General features: G+C 41.3%; 25 protein-coding genes. 16 read left to right on the top strand and 9 right to left on the bottom strand.

Annotated elements, in window-relative coordinates:
* Window positions 1-61 precede the first annotated feature (61 nt).
* On the bottom strand, window positions 62-970 hold the full coding sequence (locus tag OQX64_RS05260) for an AraC family transcriptional regulator (RefSeq protein WP_265817928.1): 909 nt from the start codon (window positions 968-970) through the stop codon (window positions 62-64).
* Between the two features lie 537 nt (window positions 971-1,507).
* Here OQX64_RS05260 and spt point away from each other — a divergent pair.
* From spt to OQX64_RS05310, 10 genes are read left to right on the top strand one after another with little or no spacing between them, the layout of a single operon-like run.
* Window positions 1,508-2,713, top strand: a complete 1,206-nt coding sequence (spt, locus tag OQX64_RS05265; RefSeq protein WP_088301775.1) for a serine palmitoyltransferase — start codon at window positions 1,508-1,510, stop codon at window positions 2,711-2,713.
* Entirely contained in the window at window positions 2,710-3,831 is a 1,122-nt protein-coding gene (locus OQX64_RS05270; protein ID WP_265817929.1) for a hypothetical protein, read from the top strand. Before spt ends, OQX64_RS05270 begins: the two co-directional genes overlap by 4 nt.
* Window positions 3,828-4,802 carry an NAD-dependent epimerase/dehydratase family protein gene (locus tag OQX64_RS05275; protein ID WP_265817930.1) on the top strand — a complete coding sequence of 325 codons (975 nt, stop codon included), beginning with the start codon at window positions 3,828-3,830 and terminating at the stop codon, window positions 4,800-4,802. The genes OQX64_RS05270 and OQX64_RS05275 overlap by 4 nt, the downstream gene beginning before the upstream one ends.
* Before the next feature lie 24 nt (window positions 4,803-4,826).
* Complete coding sequence (locus OQX64_RS05280; protein WP_088301772.1) at window positions 4,827-6,152, top strand: inositol-3-phosphate synthase; 1,326 nt, start codon at window positions 4,827-4,829, stop codon at window positions 6,150-6,152.
* Between the two features lie 14 nt (window positions 6,153-6,166).
* Window positions 6,167-6,607 carry a phosphatidylglycerophosphatase A gene (locus OQX64_RS05285; protein ID WP_265817931.1) on the top strand — a complete coding sequence of 147 codons (441 nt, stop codon included), beginning with the start codon at window positions 6,167-6,169 and terminating at the stop codon, window positions 6,605-6,607.
* Window positions 6,608-6,610: 3 nt separating this feature from the next.
* A complete protein-coding gene (locus tag OQX64_RS05290) occupies window positions 6,611-6,988 on the top strand; it encodes a GtrA family protein (protein WP_265817932.1) in 378 nt (125 codons plus the stop codon).
* Window positions 6,985-9,540 (top strand): DUF5686 and carboxypeptidase-like regulatory domain-containing protein, encoded by a 2,556-nt coding sequence (locus OQX64_RS05295; RefSeq protein ID WP_265817933.1) that lies wholly within the window; start codon window positions 6,985-6,987, stop codon window positions 9,538-9,540. The genes OQX64_RS05290 and OQX64_RS05295 overlap by 4 nt, the downstream gene beginning before the upstream one ends.
* A 9-nt stretch (window positions 9,541-9,549) precedes the next feature.
* Window positions 9,550-10,833, top strand: a complete 1,284-nt coding sequence (locus OQX64_RS05300; RefSeq protein ID WP_265817934.1) for a DUF4833 domain-containing protein — start codon at window positions 9,550-9,552, stop codon at window positions 10,831-10,833.
* 1 nt (window position 10,834) lies between these two features.
* Window positions 10,835-11,458 carry a sterol desaturase family protein gene (locus OQX64_RS05305; protein ID WP_322974924.1) on the top strand — a complete coding sequence of 208 codons (624 nt, stop codon included), beginning with the start codon at window positions 10,835-10,837 and terminating at the stop codon, window positions 11,456-11,458.
* A 1-nt stretch (window position 11,459) separates the two neighbouring features.
* Entirely contained in the window at window positions 11,460-12,398 is a 939-nt protein-coding gene (locus OQX64_RS05310) for a phosphatase PAP2 family protein (protein WP_265817935.1), read from the top strand.
* Window positions 12,399-12,453: 55 nt separating this feature from the next.
* On the opposite strand, the gene OQX64_RS05315 is transcribed toward OQX64_RS05310, so the two are convergent.
* Window positions 12,454-12,894: an Hsp20/alpha crystallin family protein gene (locus tag OQX64_RS05315; protein ID WP_265817936.1), complete on the bottom strand. Its 441-nt coding sequence runs from the start codon at window positions 12,892-12,894 to the stop codon at window positions 12,454-12,456.
* A 557-nt stretch (window positions 12,895-13,451) separates the two neighbouring features.
* On the opposite strand from OQX64_RS05315, the gene OQX64_RS05320 reads away from it, so the two are divergent.
* Genes OQX64_RS05320 through OQX64_RS05335 form a run of 4 tightly spaced genes read left to right on the top strand, consistent with a single transcriptional unit; the run spans window position 13,452 to window position 16,369 of the window.
* Entirely contained in the window at window positions 13,452-13,871 is a 420-nt protein-coding gene (locus tag OQX64_RS05320) for a MarR family winged helix-turn-helix transcriptional regulator (RefSeq protein ID WP_265817937.1), read from the top strand.
* Between the two features lie 57 nt (window positions 13,872-13,928).
* A complete protein-coding gene (locus OQX64_RS05325; RefSeq protein WP_265817938.1) occupies window positions 13,929-15,251 on the top strand; it encodes an aldehyde dehydrogenase family protein in 1,323 nt (440 codons plus the stop codon).
* A gap of 24 nt (window positions 15,252-15,275) precedes the next feature.
* Complete coding sequence (locus tag OQX64_RS05330) at window positions 15,276-15,698, top strand: organic hydroperoxide resistance protein (RefSeq protein WP_088301763.1); 423 nt, start codon at window positions 15,276-15,278, stop codon at window positions 15,696-15,698.
* 32 nt (window positions 15,699-15,730) lie between these two features.
* Window positions 15,731-16,369, top strand: coding sequence for a nitroreductase family protein (locus OQX64_RS05335; RefSeq protein ID WP_265817939.1), 639 nt, complete (start codon window positions 15,731-15,733; stop codon window positions 16,367-16,369).
* A 90-nt stretch (window positions 16,370-16,459) separates the two neighbouring features.
* Here OQX64_RS05335 and OQX64_RS05340 read toward each other — a convergent pair whose 3' ends face one another.
* The 4 genes from OQX64_RS05340 to OQX64_RS05355 all read right to left on the bottom strand — a co-directional run bounded on the left by OQX64_RS05340 (window position 16,460) and on the right by OQX64_RS05355 (window position 18,088).
* Entirely contained in the window at window positions 16,460-16,954 is a 495-nt protein-coding gene (locus tag OQX64_RS05340; protein ID WP_265817940.1) for a 2'-5' RNA ligase family protein, read from the bottom strand.
* A complete protein-coding gene (locus tag OQX64_RS05345) occupies window positions 16,954-17,220 on the bottom strand; it encodes a hypothetical protein (protein ID WP_265817941.1) in 267 nt (88 codons plus the stop codon). Before OQX64_RS05345 ends, OQX64_RS05340 begins: the two co-directional genes overlap by 1 nt.
* Window positions 17,221-17,269: 49 nt before the next feature.
* Entirely contained in the window at window positions 17,270-17,722 is a 453-nt protein-coding gene (locus OQX64_RS05350; RefSeq protein ID WP_265817942.1) for a ferritin-like domain-containing protein, read from the bottom strand.
* 174 nt (window positions 17,723-17,896) lie between these two features.
* On the bottom strand, window positions 17,897-18,088 hold the full coding sequence (locus OQX64_RS05355; protein ID WP_088301758.1) for a hypothetical protein: 192 nt from the start codon (window positions 18,086-18,088) through the stop codon (window positions 17,897-17,899).
* Between the two features lie 243 nt (window positions 18,089-18,331).
* Here OQX64_RS05355 and OQX64_RS05360 point away from each other — a divergent pair, with 243 nt between their 5' ends.
* Window positions 18,332-19,231, top strand: coding sequence for an SDR family oxidoreductase (locus tag OQX64_RS05360; RefSeq protein WP_265817943.1), 900 nt, complete (start codon window positions 18,332-18,334; stop codon window positions 19,229-19,231).
* Between the two features lie 68 nt (window positions 19,232-19,299).
* Here the strand turns inward: OQX64_RS05360 and OQX64_RS05365 are convergent, their stop codons facing one another.
* Genes OQX64_RS05365 through OQX64_RS05375 form a run of 3 tightly spaced genes read right to left on the bottom strand, consistent with a single transcriptional unit; the run spans window position 19,300 to window position 20,820 of the window.
* The gene (locus OQX64_RS05365) at window positions 19,300-19,833 is read right to left on the bottom strand and encodes a CHAP domain-containing protein (RefSeq protein ID WP_265817944.1); all 534 of its coding nucleotides are present in this window, start codon (window positions 19,831-19,833) and stop codon (window positions 19,300-19,302) included.
* Window positions 19,752-20,126, bottom strand: a complete 375-nt coding sequence (locus OQX64_RS05370; protein ID WP_265817945.1) for a hypothetical protein — start codon at window positions 20,124-20,126, stop codon at window positions 19,752-19,754. Before OQX64_RS05370 ends, OQX64_RS05365 begins: the two co-directional genes overlap by 82 nt.
* A 52-nt stretch (window positions 20,127-20,178) precedes the next feature.
* The gene (locus tag OQX64_RS05375; RefSeq protein ID WP_265817946.1) at window positions 20,179-20,820 is read right to left on the bottom strand and encodes a DUF6266 family protein; all 642 of its coding nucleotides are present in this window, start codon (window positions 20,818-20,820) and stop codon (window positions 20,179-20,181) included.
* 447 nt (window positions 20,821-21,267) lie between these two features.
* Here OQX64_RS05375 and OQX64_RS05380 point away from each other — a divergent pair, with 447 nt between their 5' ends.
* On the top strand, window positions 21,268-21,537 hold the full coding sequence (locus tag OQX64_RS05380; RefSeq protein ID WP_265817947.1) for a helix-turn-helix domain-containing protein: 270 nt from the start codon (window positions 21,268-21,270) through the stop codon (window positions 21,535-21,537).
* Window positions 21,538-21,873 lie beyond the last annotated feature (336 nt).

Genomic DNA, 21,873 nt, shown 5'->3' on the forward strand with positions numbered 1-21,873 from the left:
TCCGCCATCAAGGTCAATATGTAGTGGAAACTGGCCTTTTTGTATGAAAATGCTTTAGCTTTTAAAATATATTTTGATGTGGAAGACGGTTTTCCATTCGGTAAACCGAGGGTGATATTCCGGTATTTTTCTTAAAATACTTTCCAAAAAAGGAAGCATTAGCAAAATTCAATGCCTCTGCAACACTGGATATGTTGTGTGAATAATTGTTCAGCAAGATTTTCGCTTCACCAATTACGATCTCATCAATCAGTTCTCCCGCAGTTTTTCCGGTTACAGATTTGACCACCTGCGACAAATGTCTTGGGGTGATGAATAATTTACCCGCATAAAAGATTACCAGCCTCTCTTTTTTAAAATGTAGGGAAAGCAGATTGAGAAACTTAGTTGTCATTTCAGACTTACTATCTCTTTTTGGCAGCTCAAAATGCTCCCGGTTATTAAAGTTTAGCAATAAATCGTAAAGAATTTCAATAAAACTATTTCTGATAATGTCATTTCTATAGGGCATATCAGCAGCAATTTTTAACTTCTTTTCCAGCGCGATTACATCATGATACAGGTCTTGGTATTCTTCGCGCTTTAAGGAAAATTTATGAATAGCCTTACTTTGAAATATGGTATAATGCTGCGCTGCAGTGAGGAAAATGCCTGATTTAGACAGGTAATCTTTATTAAATGTGATCTTGATAAAGGAGAAGTCTGTATGATCCGTCACTTCATATACAGTGTCAGGAAAAACAAAAAATACATCCTTCTCTTTTAATGTTTCATTTATAAAGTTGGTTTTAATATGAATACGTCCTTTTACGACCAGTATAAACGCAAAAGACAAGGCTCTGAAAGGTTGGTTATTACAAATGCCTTTAGAAAGCTGATCAATTCTGGAAACTTCCAATCCCTCACCATCATCCGGCTTGTAAATTAACCCTATTTTTTGAGGGATATTATGATTTGAAGTTCTTTGCATGAAGGGGTTGATTGTTAATATAGCCTTAACCTGTTATTCAAAAAGCACATATCTTATCTTGATAATTTAGCCTGAACTATTTTCTTAAAAGTTGCCCGGAATATCTGATTTTTTTGACCTCAGCAAATGTAATATTCTACCTCATTTTTTGATTTATTTATTTAAAAAATGACTATCCGCTGATTAGAATTCAATCTTTTGATTAATAATATTTTTAATCAATTCACTGATAAACAGAGAATTGATTGTTTGTGATCGGCAATAAACTCATTTTTAACTGTTTTACTTTTTTGCATTAAAAGTCAGTAAGTCGAAAAGTCAATTCATCTGAATGTCACATTTTGCACATCCCACATTTTGACCAATAATTCCCACATTTCAACCTTTTTTCAGGTGTTAATCTGGATTAAAATTGCGTTATCAAATTGTTTCGAAATGATGTCTTCTGTTGAACATTAAATTCAGCAGTCAGTTCGTACAATCTATTAGAATAAGGTTTTCCAGAATACGTGAACAAAGCAATCATTACCACATAGCATGCGCAAAAAATTAAGAGATAGGATCGACGCATTTAAAGATGCTACCCTGATTAAAGAACAAGGGTTATATCCATATTTTAGGTCTATAGAATCCGCACAGGATACAGAGGTCATTATCAACGGGAAAAAGGTATTGATGTTTGGTTCAAACTCGTATTTAGGTTTAACCAATCATCCTAAAATTAAAGAAGCGGCCAAACGTGCCATTGATAAATATGGAACCGGATGCGCTGGTTCGAGATTTCTTAACGGTTCGCTTGATATTCATATCCAGCTGGAGAACAAACTGGCCGAATACGTATCTAAAGAAGCCGCCGTATTGTTCAGCACTGGTTTTCAGGTGAATTTAGGCGTGATTTCCTGCCTGCTGGAGCGGAATGATTACCTTATCCTGGATGAATATGACCATGCTTCTATTATTGACGGCAGCAGACTCTCTTTTTCAAGAACGATCAAATATGCCCATAATGATATGGATGATTTGCGGAGGAAACTCAGCAGACTGCCGGAAGATGCGGCCAAACTAATCGTTTCTGATGGTATTTTCAGTATGGAGGGCGATCTGGTTAACCTGCCCGAACTCGTGAAAATTGCTGATGAGTTTGGTGCCAATGTGATGATGGATGATGCCCATAGTTTAGGCGTGATCGGTTTTAACGGGTCGGGTACAGCCTCCCACTTTAATCTGAGTGATGGTGTTGATCTGATTATGGGTACTTTCAGTAAATCACTGGCCTCGTTGGGCGGTTTTATCGCAGGTGATGCACAAACCATTGAATACATTAAGCACCGTGCCCGCTCGCTGATGTTCAGCGCCAGCATGCCACCAGCTGCAGTAGCCAGTGTGATCGCTGCACTGGATATCATAGAATCTGAACCGGAACGCATTGATAAGCTATGGGACAATACCAATTATGCAAAAAAATTACTGATGGAATCTGGCTTTGATATCGGCCACAGCAATAGTCCAATCCTTCCGATTTATATCAGGGACAATACCAAAACTTTTATGATCACCAATATCCTGCAGGAAAACGGTGTATTCGTAAACCCGGTGGTTTCTCCTGCAGTACCTTCTGATTCTTCTCTTATCAGGTTTTCACTGATGGCAACACACAGTTTTGAACAGATCGAAACCGCAGTTGAAAAAATCGAAGCTGCCTTTAAGGCCGTAAACATTGAATTAGATGGTGTAAAATTATGAAAAAGGTCATCGAAGTTTCCACTAAAAAGCAACTGGCATCATTTATAGATTTCCCACATGATCTGTATGTGAATGATGTAAATTATGTTCCGGAACTGTTTATCGCACAACGTGATCTGCTTACACCAGGTAAACATCCTTTTTACGAGCATTCTCAAATTCAGCTGTTCCTGGCTTATAAAGATGACAGAATAGTGGGTAGGATAGCCGCCATCAATAATACCAGTCACAATAAAGTTTATGGTGGCAAGGATGGTTTTTTTGGGTTTTTTGATTGCATTAATGATCAGGAAGTAGCGGCTTTATTATTCAGTGCCGCTGAAAAATGGTTAACGGAAAAGGGGTTAACCAAAGTTTTAGGACCAACGAATTTCTCTACCAATGAAACTTGTGGCTTACTGATAGAAGGTTTTGATGGGCCGCCGGTGGCCATGATGCCTTATAATGCCGCTTATTACCTGACGCTCTTGGCGGAGGTTGGCTTTATCAAACATGTGGATTTACGGGCATACCGCTATACCACAGGAAATTACAATGACCGTTCAGTTGGTTTAATCGATAAGATTGAGGAGCGCCTGAAACGTAATGACATTACCATCCGTAAAATCAATATGAAAAACTTCAACAGCGAGCGTGAGGCCTTGCGTGAAGTATACAATAAAGCCTGGGATAAGAATTTAGGTTTTGTACCCATGACCGATAAGGAATTTGATTATACCGCTAACGACCTGAAATTAATTCTTGATCCCGATTTCTGTGTAATGGCCGAGCAAAATGGTCAGATTGTAGGGTTTGCATTAGCCATTCCTGACATCAACCAGATCCTGAGAAAAATTAAACGTGGACGCTTGTTTCCAACGGGTTTAATTAAACTCCTCAGCGGGAAAAAGAAGATTGATGGCATCAGGATTTTATTATTGGGTGTAGTGGATGGCTATCGCAAAATGGGCATTGAGGCCTGTTTGTATGGGCACATTATTAAAAGTTTTACAGCAAAAAACATGAAATATGCGGAGGCCAGCTGGACACTTGATCATAATGAATTGATTAATAAGCCTATTGAAGCGATTGGCGGAAAGCTGTATCGCAAATACAGGATTCTGGAAAAAGCAATATGAAAAAGCGGGTATTGATTACGGGTGCAACAGGCTTTGTAGGTTATCACTTAATCGAAGCGGCCCTGGCAGATCATCTGGAAGTTTACATTAACGTTCGGAAATCAAGTGTAGTGTCACATCTTAAAAAATTTGATATCAACTACGTAGAACTGGATTTTGAATCAATATACCAGTTAAGACAGAACATCGATGAATATAAATATGATTATATCATTCATGCAGCCGCCACAACCAAAGCAAAAAACCGGGAACACTATTTTCATATCAACGCCACATATACCAGGAACCTGGCTGTAGCTTCCTCCTTATCTACACATAAAATTGAAAAATTTGTGTTTTTAAGTAGCCTGGCTGCCCGCGGCCCCATCACAAATGATCAGCAAAACCGCGCCAATCCGGTAACCAATTACGGCAGGAGTAAAGCACTTGCCGAAACGTACCTGAATCAGATCCTGGGGTTGCCCTTAATTGTTTTCAGGCCTACTGCGGTATATGGCCCACGTGAAAAAGATATTTTCATCCTCATCAAAGGAATTAATTCAGGTTTTGAACTGCATGCAGGTGCACAGGAGCAGCAACTGAGTTTTATTTACGTCACTGATTTAGCAAAGGTGATGATTAAATCACTGTTTTCTGAGTTAACCGATAAAACATACCACATCTCTGACGGGCAGGTCTACAGCAAATTTTCGCTTGCCGCTTATGTACGCAAGGCTTTAAATAAAAGGCCATTTGTACTTAAAGTGCCTATGCCGGTTATTAAAGGGCTTGCCTGGACGCTGGAAAAGACCCTGGGCTTTTTTGACCAGGTGCCTGCACTCAACATGGATAAAATTAATGAAATCACCGCCCTGAACTGGAACTGCAATATAGATCAGATACAAAAAGACCTTGGCTTCGTACCCCATTACCAGCTCGAAAGCGGGCTGAATGAAACCATTGCCTGGTACAAGGAAAATAAATGGTTATAAATTAAAAGCTTAAATAAAAATAGAATGAAAGAAGATGTAAAATCAGCTGATGGCAAGCTTGGCATATTAATGCCAGGGCTCGGTGCAGTTGCAACCACCATGATTGCGGGGGTAGCGGCCATTAAGAAAGGCTTGTCTAAACCAATTGGTTCTTTAACCCAAATGGGAACCATCAGAATTGGTAAAAGAACGGAAAAAAAAGAACCAAAAATTAAAGATTTTGTGCCTTTGGCCAATCTCGAAAACCTGGTTTTCGGTGGCTGGGACGTATATGAGGATAATGTTTATGAAGCGGCACTAAATGCAAGGGTTTTAGATGCAAACCTGTTGCGTGATGTTCGTGAAGAATTACAGGCCATCAAGCCTATGCGTGCCGCATTCGATCATAACTATGTGAAAAATTTAACAGGTACTTATGTTAAAGACGCTGCAACCCGATATGAACTGGCCCAGGAAGTGATGCAAGACATCAAAAACTTTAAGGCCACCAACAACTGTGACCGGATTGTTCTGGTATGGTGCGGATCTACTGAAATTTATTTTGAACCATCTGCTGTTCATGAATCGCTTGCAGCATTTGAGCAAGGTTTGATCGACAATGATCCGTTAATTGCGCCTAGTATGATTTATGCTTATGCAGCACTGAAATTGGGTATCCCTTTCGCAAATGGAGCACCTAACTTAACCGTAGATATCCCGGCATTAATTGAACTGGCTAAAGAAACCCATACACCGATTGCGGGTAAGGATTTTAAAACCGGTCAGACTTTAATGAAAACCATTCTGGCACCAGGGTTAGCCGCACGTTCATTAGGTGTAAACGGTTGGTTCTCTGATAACATTTTAGGTAACCGCGATGGTTTGGTACTGGATGATCCGGATAACTTTAAAACCAAAGAAGTTTCTAAACTGGGCGTACTGGAAGATATTTTCAAACCAGAGGTTAATCCGGATTTATATGGTGATATGTACCACAAAATCAGAATCAATTACTATCCGCCCCATGGCGATAACAAAGAGAGTTGGGACAATATTGACATTTTCGGCTGGTTAGGTTACAAAATGCAGATCAAGATTAACTTTTTATGTCGTGATTCTATCCTGGCTGCACCAATTGTACTGGATTTGGCTTTATTTATCGATCTGGCGAAGAGGGCAAATATGTCTGGCGTTCAAGAATGGCTATCATTCTACCTGAAATCACCTCAAACCATTCCAGGTGTACCGGCGGAAAATGACATTTTCAAACAGTTAATGAAACTGCAGAATACTTTGCGCTACATCATGGGTGAAGACTTAATTACGCACCTGGGACAGGATTATGAAGAAGAAGTTATAGAAACGGTATAGTGTTTATTCATAAAATGATATCAACCAGCCTGGGAATCGGCTACATTGGGAAGGGCGCCGGCACCTATGCGGCCATAGCCACTTGCCTTTGCTGGTACTTTTTCCAGGCTGGTTACCAATACCCCGGGCTCAATGCCATCCTGATTACGATACTGATCACACTTCAGGGTATTCGAAGTGCGGATGTGGTAGAAGATGTTTGGGGCAAAGACCATCAGCGCGTGGTGATAGATGAAGTGGCGGGAATGTGTATTACTTTACTCTGTGTGCCGGTAAGATGGGAATATATGCTTTTAGGATTAGTCCTCTTTCGCTTTTTTGATATCCTAAAGCCCTTGTATATTAAAAGGATGGAAGAACTGCCTGGTGGTTTGGGCGTAATGGCTGATGATGTACTTGCCGGTGTTTATGCCAATGTGATCCTGCAGCTGGTGATCATTTTTAAAATACTATAAGTGATGCTCCGGTTTTTTAAAGCCCAGGCTTCATCGCTAATGGCCTCTGCATCAGATTTTTTAGTTACCCTGGCTGCAGTAAAGCTTTTTGGTTTATGGTACCTGGCCGGAAGTATTACCGGAACCATTACTGGTGGTGTGATCAATTTCTACATCAATAGAAACTGGGTATTTCAGGCACATGCCAAAGCATTAAGGTGGCAGGTAGTAAAATATATCATCGTATGGACAGGGAATTTAGCATTGCTTACCTCAGGCGTTTATCTGCTTACACATTTTTATCACCTCAATTACATGCTCTCTAAATTGCTCGTATCAGTTACGGTTGGTATCAGCTACAATTATATCATGCAAAAACAGTTTATTTTTTCTGTTAAATGAAACGTCAGTTTAGTATTCCATTCTTTATCTGCTTATTTTCAATATTAAATATATTGGGTATAGGAAATGTTCTTGCGCAATCTACTACGGTTTCGGGCACTGTTCGTGATGCCGGTACCAAAGAAACTTTACCTTATGTATCAGTTTTTTTTAAAGATACCAAAATTGGCACACAAACCGATCTCAATGGAAATTTCACCATCAGTTCCAATCTGCCACAATCTGCCTTGAGTTTTAATTATGTAGGTTACAGTATATTAACTAAAAATATAACACCTTCCCTCAACCAGACCATTAATGTGGTTTTATCGCCCAGTGCCAATTCGCTGGATGAGGTAATGGTTGTGGGCGGGAAAAAAGTAAGGTATCGCAATAAAGATAATCCAGCGGTTGAATTGATCCGCCAGGTAATTGCACATAAGGATGAAAACAGAATTAAAAGTTATCAAACTGTAGCTTACCAGCAATATGAGAAAATGCTGTTCTCGGTCAGTAATGTTTCAGAGAAGTTTAAGAACAAGAAAATGTTCCGCAATTACCAGTTCTTATTTCAGGAACAGGATTCCACTTTAATAGGCGGTAAAAACCTGTTACCGATCTACATCCAGGAAAGTTTATCTGACCAATACCTGAGTAAAGATCCGCAGAAATCAAAAACAGTGGTGAAAGCACAGAAACAGGTGGAGTTTGATAACCGCTACATTGACAATAAAGGGATGAAAACCTACTTTGACCGGATGTATCAGGACATTGATATCTATCAGAATAATATCTCTGTGATGAGCAACGATTTTTTGAGTCCGATTGCAAATGGTTCCCCCAATTTTTACAAGTTCTTTATTACCGATACATTAAAGAACCAGAAGCCGCAAATGATTGAGCTATCCTTTACACCAAGAAATACAGGCGACATGCTGTTTGAGGGCAAGCTTTACGTAACCAATGATGGTCATTATGCCGTTACAGGTGCAACGTTAGGGGTAAATAAAAATATCAACCTGAATTTTGTCAGGGCAATGAAAATCGACTTAAACTTCGAACCAAATGCCTTAGGAAAATATAACCTCTCTAAAAGTAATTTGCTGTCTGATTTTGGACTGGGAAAAGGCAAGGGCATAGGTTTTACCGGTGAGCGCACGGTTACCTATAAAAATTATCAGTTTGACACCACCTTACCAGATACGATCTTTCAGGGAAAAAATAAAGTCGTTCTGGCTGATGCGGCGAAAAAGAATGATTTATACTGGCAGCAAAACAGGCTGGATACCATATCTGCCAGCCAGTTAAAAATTTATAAGAATATTGACACGCTTCAAAACCTGCCATCGTTTAAGCGTACCATGAAGATTGTCACGCTGCTTTTTGCAGGATACCAGAACTTGGGGCCTTATGAAATCGGACCGGTGAATACTTTTTACAGTTTTAATAATGTTGAAGGGCTTCGCTTGCGTTTAGGCGGAAGAACCACTCCTGAATTAAGTAAACGATACTATTTCGAAAATTATGCGGCTTATGGGTTTAAGGATGAAAAATGGAAATTCTTTCTTTCCGGTACCTATTCCATCAATAATAAATCCATTTATGAGTTTCCACAACATTACATCAGGGCGAGTTTTCAGAGAGACACCAAAATTCCCGGCCAGGAACTTCAGTTTGTACAGGAAGATAACTTTTTGCTATCCTTTAAACGGGGTGTAAATGACATGTTGCTCTACAACGATTTTTACCGGGTAGATTATGTGAAAGAGTTTGAAAATCATTTTTCTTACACTTTAGGACTGAAGAAATGGAGTCAGACACCTGCCGGCGGATTGTTTTATCAAAATGACGCAAACCAACTCGTTAATCGCTTAACCACCAGTGAAGTATCGGTACAACTGCGTTATGCACCCAATGAGAAATTTTACCAGGGAAAGATCTACCGAATCCCCATCGCAGACCGTTATCCGGTTTTCAATTTAAGGTATACTGCAGGTTTAAAAGGTGTGCTGGGCGGCGAATATAATTACCATAACATGATGGGCAGTATTGATAAAAGATTTTACCTTTCTCAGCTAGGCTATAGTGATGTTACTTTTGAAGGCGGCTACATTGCCGGAAAAGTTCCTTTTCCACTATTGGATATTCACCGGGCCAATCAAACCTATGCTTACCAGCTCAATTCATATAACCTGATGAACTTCCTGGAGTTTGTCAGCGATCATTACGTAAGCATAAATATCGATCACAATTTCAATGGCTTTTTCTTTAATAAGATCCCTTTACTTAAAAAATTAAAATTAAGGGAGGTGTTTTCATTTAAAGCTTTGTATGGTGGTTTACGTGATGAAAATAATCCGGCTTTAACTCCGGGATTATATCGTTTGCCTGATTATGAAGATGGCTCTAAACGTACCTATGCCCTTGGCCATGACCCTTATATGGAAGGCAGCGTAGGGGTAGGGAATATCTTTAAATTACTAAGGGTTGATCTGGTTAAGCGATTCAATTACCTTAATCATCCGGAGGTATCAGAATGGGGCATCAGGGCAAGGGTAAAATTCGATTTCTAAAAATTGATTATGAAAGCAAACTTAAGAGACAGTTTACAACTGGGCATTTATAAAGTCATTAATCCTTTTGTGAGGGGATTAATTAAAATAGGATTAACGCCCAATGCGGTAACCACTATCGGTTTAATTTTAAATATCGGGGTTGCGGTTATTTTTGTGATGGGTGCCGAAAAATCCAATCGCGGCGACATGTCGTATGTGGGCTGGGGCGGCGCCCTGGTGCTTTTTGCGGGCTTGTTTGATATGCTTGATGGCCAGGTAGCCCGACTGGGAAACATGAGTTCAAAATTCGGTGCATTATATGATTCAGTATTGGACCGTTACAGTGAAATGATTATGTTCCTCGGCATCTGTTATTACCTGGTATCACATCACTATTTTCTGAGCTCTCTTTTTGCCTTTATTGCCTTAATTGGCTCTATGATGGTGAGTTATACCAGGGCCAGGGCAGAAGGATTAGGGATAGCATGCCAAGGTGGTTTAATGCAGCGGCCGGAGCGGGTGGTTACCATTGGTGTTTTTGCCATCGCCTGCGGTATCACCGGCCATTTTATTGGTGGAGCTTATAAGATCTATGTTCCGGGCATATCTTTTCATGTTTTCGAAACCATGTCCGTTTTCACCATTCCCATTACCATGATGGCCCTTCTAACCAATATCACGGCAATTAAGCGGTTGCAGGAAGCCAAAAAAGGATTGGAAGCACAGGAACTGGCTGAAAAGAAAAGCAGCCACAAAGCTGCAATGATTATTGGCCTTACCTTATCACTCGTTCTAATTGGTGCGGGTGTTTTACCTGCAACAGCACAAAATCCTTCGCCTCTTAGCTTTCCTGTACCGAAGAATATCAGCAATCAGTTGTTTTACCTGCAACGCGACCCCAATACCAACACCATTATCTGCCAGTTAAATGTAGATAAAAACGGAGAAGTGGTGGATCAAAATCCGGTAAATGTGTTCTGGATGCGCTATGGAGACCAGGGTGAAAAAAAGGAACTGGGATATATCCAGCGGAAATTTGCATACGGCATACAGACCAAGAGCCTCGGGAAAGGGCAGTTTGAACTTCGCTTTGTCTCACATAAAAACCTGCCGATGTACCTGAATAAATCAGCCGCCGATAAAAAATACCATGTTTTTGTAACCGTAAATAATAAGAAAGTTCAAATCGAAAGAATTTTCCTCAGAATAGAAGGCGGATCTTTCTGGTTGCCTAATGTAAAATATGTGGAAATTAAAGGTTTGGATGCAAATGATCCTTCAAAAGCATTAACAGAGCGGATTAAAATTTAGCATGATGAAAAAGAATTTTGTTTCAAATTCGCCGGCATCCATCCGGATGTTTAAAAGCGATTTTATGGAAAGCCTTTCGAAGGTAAAGTATTATGTGCCGCTAATCGTATATGTTCCGGTAATTGCTTACCTGTTTTACAAATCCTTCCGGGAAGTAAATATGCCGGTAATCATTTTCGCCGGTTGGTTTTTAGCTGGTTTGGCCATCTGGACCATTACTGAATATGTTTTGCACCGTTTCGTATTTCACTTTGAACCTGAAGCCGAATGGGGTAAAAAAATTCACTTTATTTTCCATGGTGTGCACCATGATTACCCCAACGATGCCAACAGACTGGTGATGCCACCTTCGGCAAGTATACCCATGGCACTTGGATTCTATTTTCTTTTCGATTGGGTATTACCGGATACGAGGGTGTATCCGTTTTTTTCGGGTTTCATATTGGGTTACCTGTTCTATGACATGGTGCATTATGCTTTACACCACGCCAACTTTAAAAGTGGCTTTTGGAAAAGGCTTAAACAGCATCACATGCTTCACCATTATTCAGATGCAACCAAAGGTTATGGTGTAAGCTGGACATTCTGGGATAATATTTTCCAATCTAATTTCGACAAAAAATAAGATGCAGGATGATATCGCCCGTACAAATTCGTTTTTCACGGTTAAAACAATTTATACCACCACACTGCTTTCTCTGGCTTACCTGTTACTATCGGTTGTGCTGGTGGGTTTTAAAGCAGATCAGCTCATCCTGATATTGATTTTTAATTCACTGTTTTACATCTCGGCAGGAACAAGGAAGTTTATTCTTGGCTTTTCCATCTTCGTGGTCTATTGGATTATTTTCGATTACATGAAAGCCTTTCCGAATTATATTTTCAATACGGTTCATATCGCAGATTTATACCACCTGGAAAAAAAACTTTTTGGCATTCATTTTCATGGACAAGAGCTCACGCCGAATGAGTACTGGAAACTAAATACCAGTTCCTTTCTGGATGTGCTTACCGGCCTTTTTTATCTGATGTGGGTTCCGGTCCCGCTGGCCTTTGCCACCTATTTGTTTTTTAAAAACCGGAAGCAGTTTGTGTATTTCTCCCTTACCTTTTTATGGGTAAATCTATTGGGTTTCGTGGTTTATTACGCTTTCCCGGCTGCACCGCCATGGTATGTACAGGAACATGGCTTTCAGTTTATTTACCATACTGCCGGAAACACTGCCGGTCTTTCCCGTTTTGATCATTTTTTTAATATCCACCTGTTTCAGGGGATATACAGCAAAGGTTCAAATGTTTTTGCGGCCATGCCCTCCCTACATTCATCTTATCCTTTGATAGTACTTTATTATGCCCTGAAAAACAAGATGGGTGCCATCAACATTTTCTTTTTCATTTTGGTTATGGGCATCTGGTTTGCAGCAGTTTACAACAGCCATCATTATGTATTGGATGTTTTTGGGGGGATGATTTGTGCCGTTGTAGCCATCTTCAGTTTCAATTATTTAGTAAAATACACCCGTTTTAAAGACTATACCAGGCAGTTCATTAACAAAATCAGCTAATCTGGCTGTTCAGTAATCTGTAATAACAAAAATGCCGCTTTCGCGGCATCTCTAATTACTGAATTTCTATTTGCCTTGAAACGGCTTTAGCTTCTTCTTTTTTCGGAAGGGTGAGTTTCAGAATCCCGTCCGCATAATTGGCCTGAATCCTTTCAATATCGGCACTATCAGGCAAGGTAAATGCCCTGGTGAATGCTGAATAATTGAATTCCTTTCTGGTGTAGGATTTTTCGTGATGTTCAGTTTCTGCACTTTTTTCAGTAGAAATGGTTAACATGTCTCTTTCCACGCTTACCTTAAAATCTTCCTTTTTAAGTCCTGGTGCGGCCAGTTCAATCTGATAGGCATCAGGAGCATCTGCAATGTTTACAGATGGCAGGTTGTTGGTGCGGCGTCCTGAAAAAAATGTGTCTTCCAAAACTGATTCGAACATGTCATTAAAGCCTGGCATTAATACATTGTTCTTTTTCTCTGGATTAAATTTAACCAATGTCATCGTTTTTTCCTCCTTTTAATGTTTAAATGGACTATAAATCAATTAATGGTAGTGCTGCTATACCTGCAAGCACATCAGGGGTTAATCAAGTGCTGTGCCAATGGACTTTTTGAGTAATTAAAGCCTGAATGACTGAAAAAATTTCATTTTTGCTGCAATTTTTTCAGAAAGTAACTGTAAAATTTTCAGCTTCTGAAAGTTATCAATAAGTCCTACAGGCATCTGCTATGATCACGACGAACCTCATCTTAAAAAAATCCTTTCTGGTGAATTATTCAGAAAGGATTTTTTTACTCACTATTACTTTCATCCGAAAGGGAAAGATTGTCATCATTTATCTTTCAGGCTGAACTGCCTGACACAATATACTGATATTTAAATACAAAATCGCCATGTAACGATTAAGATAGAATAGGATAGAACCTTTTACCGGAATCGATTCATATGCCAACAGCGAGGTCAAAGCAAGCCCCGATGTAAAACATAAAAACCAAATTTACATAAATAATACACAATTGTATTGTGTACAATATATATTTGCATCGTAACGATCAATAATGAAAGACCTCTTAAAATTAGAAAATCAAATTTGCTTTCCGCTATATGCCTTTTCCAGGGAACTGACAAATCTCTACAGGCCTTTTCTGGAGGAAATGGATTTAACCTATCCACAATACCTGGTGATGTTAATCTTATGGGCGGAAAAACAGCAAACAGTTAATCAGCTGGGTGAAAAACTTTATCTGGACAGCGGTACGCTTACCCCATTACTTAAAAGAATGGAGTTAAAAGGAATGCTGATGAGAAAAAGAAGCCAAACTGATGAGCGCATGGTGATCATCTCACTGACGGATGCAGGCGAAAAAATGAAAGAAAAGGCCAGCTGCATTCCGGGTAAATTGGTGGAGACATTAGGCCTTTCAATAGATGAGCTTATTCAGTTAAAGGAAATCGTAAATAAAGCGATGAAAAGATAGGCGCTCGGGATAGCAGGCAAAGCATTTATTTACCTTCATAATCATTAAATAATAGAAATGACATTAACAGATCAGCAACAGATTAACAGCATATTTCAAAACCAGAAGAGTTTTTTTGCCACCCGCAAAACACAATCTGTAAGCTTCAGGATAGAACAGCTTAAACAGTTCAGGGCAGTTTTTGTAAAACATACCGATGCCATTTGTGATGCCTTGATGGAAGACCTGGGCAAAAACAGGAAGGAAGCAGAATATGCAGAGGTGCAACTGGTATTGGATGAACTGGATTATTGTATTGCAAATATTGAAGAATGGGCACAGCCGGTTGAAGTACCTTCAAAGCCCCGTCCCGGCGGTGAAAATGTAGTCAGTAAACTTACCCGCCAGCCATTTGGCGTAACGTATATTATTGGCCCCTTCAATTATCCGGTGCAGTTAACGTTTAGTCCGCTAATTGGCGCATTGATGACCGGTAACACGGTTATCCTTAAGCCCTCAGAAAATACACCGACCGTATCAAAAGTTATAGCCTCGATGATTGCAGAAGCTTTTCAGCCGGAATATGTAGCGGTGGTACAGGGTGGAATCGAAGAAAATACACTGCTTTTAACTTTCCCTTTTGATTACATTTTCTTTACCGGAAGTGCAAATGTGGGAAAAATCATTATGGCTGCAGCGGCAAAACAACTGATTCCGTTAACCCTTGAACTGGGCGGGAAATCGCCTTGCATTGTTCACCGGGATGCAGACCTTGATCTGGCCGCTAAACGGATTTCGACAGGGAAGTGGGCCAATTGCGGACAAACCTGCGTTGCGCCAGATTATGTTTATGTACATGAAGAGGTGAAAGGAACATTGATCTCTAAAATCAAATCCTATCTGAAAGAAACTTATCAGGACCAAAGCTTAGGAAAAATCGGGAAAATTGTTTCCCGGAAACAGGTGGAAAATCTGGCCGGTTATATCGCCGCCGCTCCTGAAAAATTGGTTTATGGTGGTGGCTATGCGCTGGAAAGCCGATATTTTGAAGCCACCCTGATGGATGATGTCAATTGGGAAGATGCGGTGATGCAGCAGGAAATATTTGGTCCGATTCTGCCTTTTCTCAGCTATTCCAACATTGATGAGGCATTAAATGAAATTAACGGCAGGCCCAAGCCACTCGCCCTATATGTTTTTTCAGAAGATCAGGCCTTTGCAGACGATGTCCTGAACCGTACCTCCAGCGGAGATGCAGAAATCAACAGTACACTCATTCATGTAGGTTCGCACTTTCTTCCATTTGGTGGCGTAGGTGCATCTGGTTTCGGCAAATATCATGGCAAATTCAGCTTTGAAACCTTCAGCCACTTAAGGGCTGTTTTACAGATAAAAAAATAAATTCACAACAATTTTATAGTCAAAATGAAAGTTTTATATACAGCAGAAGCAACTGCAACAGGTGGCCGCAACGGACACATTAAAAGCGATAATGGTATTTTAGACGTTGAGGTGCGCATGCCAAAAGCACTGGGCGGTGCAGACGATAATTATACCAATCCTGAACAATTATTTGCCGGGGGTTATGCGGCGTGTTTTGATAGTGCATTGAATTTAATCATCAAACAAGGTAAAGTAGCTACGGGGGAAACCAGCGTGAAGGCAGAAGTAAGCATTGGCCAGATCGAAAACGGTGGTTTTGGCCTGGCAGTTAAGCTAGCCGTAAACATCCCGCAGGTGAGCATGGAAGAAGCGCAGGCTTTAGCAGATAAAGCACATCAGATCTGTCCGTATTCTAATGCTACACGCGGAAACATTGAAGTAAGCATTTCAGTTACCAATCATTAATCAGAATCATTATTAAATTAAAACCAATAAAAATGGGATTATTAGAATCATTACAGTGGAGATATGCCGCTAAAAAATACGATCCTTCGAAAAAAGTAAGCGAAGAAAATATAGATAAGATTGTGGAAGCCGCCAGATTGGCACCAACTTCCTCAGGACTGCAACAGTTCAGGGTTTTGGTGGTATCCAACCAGGAACTGAAAGAAAAACTAAGCCATAATGCTTTAAACCCTGAAGTGATGGTGGATTGTTCTCATGTTTTAGTATTTGCCGCATGGGATAATTATACCGAAGAACGTATTGATGCCATCTATGACCGTACCACAGATGAAAGGGGATTGCCGCGCGGAAGGTTTTCCAGTTATACAGACAAGATCAAAGGCATTTATTTAAATGATGAAGCAGCTGAAAAAAACTTCATCCATACGGCACATCAATCCTATATTGGTTTTGCCATGTCAATTGCGATGGCTGCTGAATTGCGGGTAGACAGTACACCTGCTGAAGGTTTCGACAGTGCATTGGTAGATGAAGTATTGGGCTTAAAGGAAAAAGGATTGCGCAGTGTCACACTGTTATACCTAGGTTATCGTGACCAGGAAGGCGATTGGTTAGCCGGAATGAAGAAAGTACGAAATCCGAAATCAGAATTTGTCATCGAGTACCGTTAGTTATGTTTATTGGAGGGAATTTTTATTTTTCCCTCCAATTGGTATTTAAACAGCACATTCGTTAATAAACCGGTCTGATCCGGTTCAGATTTAACCTGTAAAAGGAAAGCTTTGAACATGCTGCCACGGTCCGCCCAGGTACTTCCAGAGGTCGAGACCGGTTGCCACCGCAGTAAAAGGGACAAAGTGATGCTGAATATCAGAAAGTAAGGCCCTGGCCGCTGCAGGTTGAACCTTATTCTGAATGGTGATGTGTGGCCTGAATTTTTGCCTGTCCTGCGGAATCAAATCAGCCTTAAACAGATCAGCAAGATACTGATGCAGCCGCATAATTTCATCGCTGTTAATTTCATAGGCAACGCCGTTGCCCAAATGCATTGGCTTAGTGATCTCCAGCTCAAAAGCTGAACCTTTCAATTCAGTAATTTTTCCAATGGTATTATGTTCATCCGGCAATTGATGAAAAAGTGTAAGGTGTGCATCCAGGTAATTAATCGCCGGTGGAAAATGCTTTTTGCGTTCCCGGTTAAAAAATGCCTGACTTTCAGCATCTAATTGCAGGGTTAAAATGCATACACCTGCCATTATTCATTTTCTCTCTGATCAGGAATAAGATCCGGATGGCGGTATTCCATTTCATCAGCCAGCAAACCAAGCAGCGTTTCATCAAAACCTGAATCATTTTTACAGATATGAAGTACATGACAGCTATCGGGCTCAAATGAAGCGACCTTTTTGCCTTCATAAAACACGGTGTACTTACAGGTTTCCCCATCGCGGAAAGGATACTGAGCCACTACAAATTCATAGGTGTGCTGGTCGGCTTCGTGTTTTATCTTGTATTTTTCCATAATTTCAGGATGCCATAAAAAGCCCTGCATGTAGGGCAGGGCTAAATATTTACGCTCTTGATGTTTTTAAAAAGGAGATTTCGGATAATGCTTTCTGGATGCCGTCTCGTTGCCTGGTTAATAAACCGATATGATCGGCATGTGTTTCCGGATGCCCGATCAAAGCATCATATTTTTCAATGGCTGCTTTTTCACCGGTTTCAACTGCGCCTAAAACAGCCACATCTTCTTTGCTGCTCAAGGCTTCCTTAATGTCGATCCAGGTTCTGTGGATCGCACCTAAAATACCACCCTCATCATTATCTGAAGATCCGCCGTGTGCGGCCAGGTGCGCCTTAAGTTCCAGTTCATAAGCCTTACGTTCGGCAGCAAACTGAAGAAAGATGGCCTTTAAATCTGCACTTTCCGTTGTTTCAGCAGCAGATTCGTATCCTTCTTTTCCATCATTTATAATCGATACCAGGCCTTTAAGGTCACTGATGATTTCTTGATTATTTTCCATTTTTTATAATTTATAGTTATAGGAGAAACTGATCTCTTCCATAATAGTTTGCGAATTTTATAAATAGCTGCATGATAAAATATGAGGAGGGATATTTAAATTGGATGCAATTTTTGCTTTCTGATCAGATCTGGTATAAAGAGCCGGCAAAAAACATGCACCTTTCCTGTTGCGTTAAGCTTGTTTTTCGTGTTCTTCAATATATTTGGCAATGGCTTGCCTGCCGCTCGTACCCGCTGCCTTAGCATATTCCTTATACTTTTCAGCGCTGATGCCGGCTTGCTGTGCCGCATATGAAATATCATTCGGATCGTTAAGATCTACTTTAGCATCATCACGACCATCGTCTTTTCTAATCTTATCCATATCAGATAAACAACATTCTGGACCATAAGGTTTAGCATTATCGCCATTGGGCAGCTATTTTCTGGCTATGTAACCGAAAAGAATCGCGCCGCATGCAAAAAATCCATTTTATCCTGAACAAATGTTAAATTTTTACTGTTGAAATAATAAGTAAGCCGCCGGAGTGCAGCATACTTTCCGGATGGATAGGCCTGGCCAGGTATCGATCCGGATGTTTAAACGGTCACAAAAATTTAACAAAATATGCTTAAGCAAGATCAAAAACCATTGGTAAACCCCTTAAATAGATACCCTCAACCACCCTTTGAAAAACAGCCGCAGGAAGTTCCCGGTCTGGCTTCTAAAATGAATCCTGTTCCGGATCATGGTGAAGAAAGTTATAAAGGTTCAGGAAGGCTCGCCGGCCGCAAGGCGCTGATCACCGGTGGTGATTCGGGCATAGGCCGGGCAGCAGCCATTGCCTATGCCAGAGAAGGAGCAGATGTAGTAATTAATTATTTACCCCAGGAACAATCTGATGCAGATGAAGTGCTGACATGGATAGCAAAAGCTGGCAGAAAGGGTTTTGGGATTCCTGGCGATATCACCAGTGAAGCCTTCTGTCAATCACTGGTGGCCGAAGCCGCGGAAAAATTAGGCGGAATAGATATTTTGGTGAACAATGCCGGGCACCAGCAAGCTGTTGAGTCACTCCTGGATATCAGTACCGAACATTTTGATACCACCATGAAAACAAACGTGTACGCCCCGTTCTGGATCACTAAAGCGGCATTGCCGCTGCTGGCAGAAGGTGCAGTGATTATTGCCACCAGTTCGGTACAAGCCTATGATCCTTCAGAAAATTTATTCGATTATGCCCAAACCAAGGCCGCGAATGTAGCCTTTGTTAAGTCACTGGCCAAACAACTGGGGCCAAAAGGTATTCGTGTGAATGGTGTCGCACCCGGCCCCGTGTGGACGCCCTTACAAACCAGTGGCGGGCAGCCGCAGGATGCCATCGTCAATTTCGGTGAGGTGACGCCATTGGGCCGACCGGGTCAACCGGCAGAGCTGGCCGCTATCTATGTGCAACTTGCAGACAGCGATGCCAGTTATGCCACCGGACAAATTTATGGTGCAGCAGGCGGAAACGGACATCCGTAGTGGAAATTTAGTTATCTGGAAATAGGCCGTCTCATCAGTTATCATGTGACGGCCTATTTTTTTGCCCGTCACTTTTCGTGTTCAGGCAACCACCGGGCAAAAGCACTTATCGCCCTTCGGTGCCGCCATTTCCGGTATACGCCATCACCTTCGCGGCTACCCGACCTGTTGGTATTGCCTTCAATGGAAATGATCCAATCGTGCTGTACCTTTTCTACCAGACCACAATGGGCAATCCTGCCCAGGTTTTTAAAATAGATACCAAATACTGCACCTTTTTCAGGCTGCTGAATTTGTCTTGATCTGGGAAACAGGGCAGGAGACCAGGCCGTTCGCGGCGCGCCATAACCTGCCTGATGGTACACCCAGCTTACAAAAGCAGCACACCAGGGGGCTTCACTTTTCAGCTGCACATCCTGGAGGTATTGCCTGATGGCCTGCTGCCCCCGAGGGCTTGTTTCCCGCACAGCCATCTGAGATTGGGCAATGGCAATAAGCTTATCCGCTGCTGTATGGCGGGTTAGCAAATGGCGGTCAAACTGCCAATGGCCGAATAAACCAGCAAAGCATATAAGGCCACATAAAACACGTATCGTTGCCATACTGTTAATTGATTAAAGGTTTGGAAATAGAAGGTTATTTTTCGTGCGGTTAGCTTCCTGATCAGTATGGCCAGCATCAAGTAAGCGGCACTGACCACAAAGAGCCAGCAGGTAAAGGAGAGCAGCAGCAAAGGCCAGATGTTCGCGTCAATGCTTATGGCTTCCTGGTTAAAAAGCGCTTTCAGATAATGATACAGCCATGCAGCAAGGCCGGGAATAAGTACTAACGATAAAAAATTCGTTATGCTTGTACCTGTATGGTTTACAGGAATTGAGGGGATTGTTTTCATCATTTTTTAAATTATGGCAGGCACCAGATGTGCCTGCCTGTTATTAATCTGTTGTTTAAAGCACGGTTACCTTACCCAGGTAAACGCTGGTGGATGAATCCTTACCGCTTGCGGATAAAAAGGCCATCCAGCCATGCACCACATCGCCCGAGAAAAGGGTTGGCACCTGCAGGGTAAGCGATAAATCAACCCTTTTGGTACTGCCTTGTTCTACTACGTGCAGCTTTTTCGATGGGTTGTAAAGCACCATGATCACCTGATCATCATCGCTGCTCAAACCTGTACCAGAGTTGGCCTGCCAGTTGAAATTGATTTCCGCAACCGTATTCACGGCGACAGTAGCTGCCTTTGGCCCTAATAATTCACCCCTGGATAGCACCACTTTACTGAAATCTATTTCCAGGTTAGGCATTACGCCGGTAATGGCTTCCTGGATGTGATAGGATAGGGCCAGGTTGAATTTTGATTTACTCCCTGAAACACGTCCGTACGTCTTTTCCAGCATACCCTTTAGCGGGGAAAGAAAGTTTACAACCAGGCCAAACTTTTGCCGCTGTTCCAGCTGCTCGTTACTTGGTTCGCTGTTGCTTTTCTTTGGTAAACTGCGCATAACGTCTAATCCACGCCAGCTGCTGCCCACAACCTGACCTACTTTTCCACTGAATCCGCCCAGGATTCCTTTTTTAATGATTCCCATTTTTTTTCTTTTTTAAAGGTTTAAAAATCTGTTATTTACAGCCGGCCGGCTTGATTATGATGTGAATGTACAAGGGAAATTTCAAAAATATTCAGATGGGGCGGGCCATGTCCTGATTTGTCTGGAATTGTCTTGATTTGTCCCGTTAAATACTGCTTTGTTCGGCTGTTGTTCGAGCTTTGTTCAACTCATGGTGCTTTAAAGGCCGTTTTTCCGAAGGATAGTCGAAGCAGTATCGGAGAAAACTCGTCTATAATGCTTATCTTGTGGAAAATGAGCGTATCCCGCATCATTTCTAAAAGCTGGCCCATCCGGTCAGCACGCCCTATTTAATAAGAACATCCCTTTTCGTATCACCACAGCAATACGAACCTTTCGCACGAGCAGGGATTGAATAGTCTTTGCCGCACTATATCGGTTCCTGCTGATTATAGAACCTAAAGGCGTATGGAGGATAAAGACATCCTGGAAACGATTCGTGAAATCAGGTGCATGCAGGACCAGATCTTGCTGCTGCTGGAGCACTTGCATGGCAGGCTGAACCTGGAAACAGCATGGCTGGACAATAACGATCTGTGCCGCCTGCTGAAGGTCACCGATAAAACACTCTATCGCTGGCGGCAAAGTGGCAAGCTGGCCTATGCCATGGTGGGTGGTAAATTTTATTATTCTAAACAAAACATCGATAAGCTGATTGCAACCCAGGGCATAAAATGAATAAAACCAGATTAAAATAAAAAGTTATACTCGGTGCACGTTATTGGGTATAATGTATAAGCGATGAAGTCTTTCTGTAGAAGAAAGCTACATATTGTCCATAAATGCTACACATCTGGAGATGTCATGATAGGAATACAAAAATAATTTTATTTCGAGTACAATTGCTATGCGGTTTAAACATGCGTTTTTGAGGGTGTAGGCGCATTTTTATCAATGGATCGTACGGCTTATCTATTAAAAATGAGTGATATACAATACAATTGGCTTAATTTTTGGTTGATATAAGGCGTGGCTGATGCTACAATTAAACCTATTATTTAACCTTAAATTTAA

This window comes from Pedobacter sp. GR22-10 (assembly GCF_026239715.1).
GTDB lineage: Bacteria > Bacteroidota > Bacteroidia > Sphingobacteriales > Sphingobacteriaceae > Pedobacter.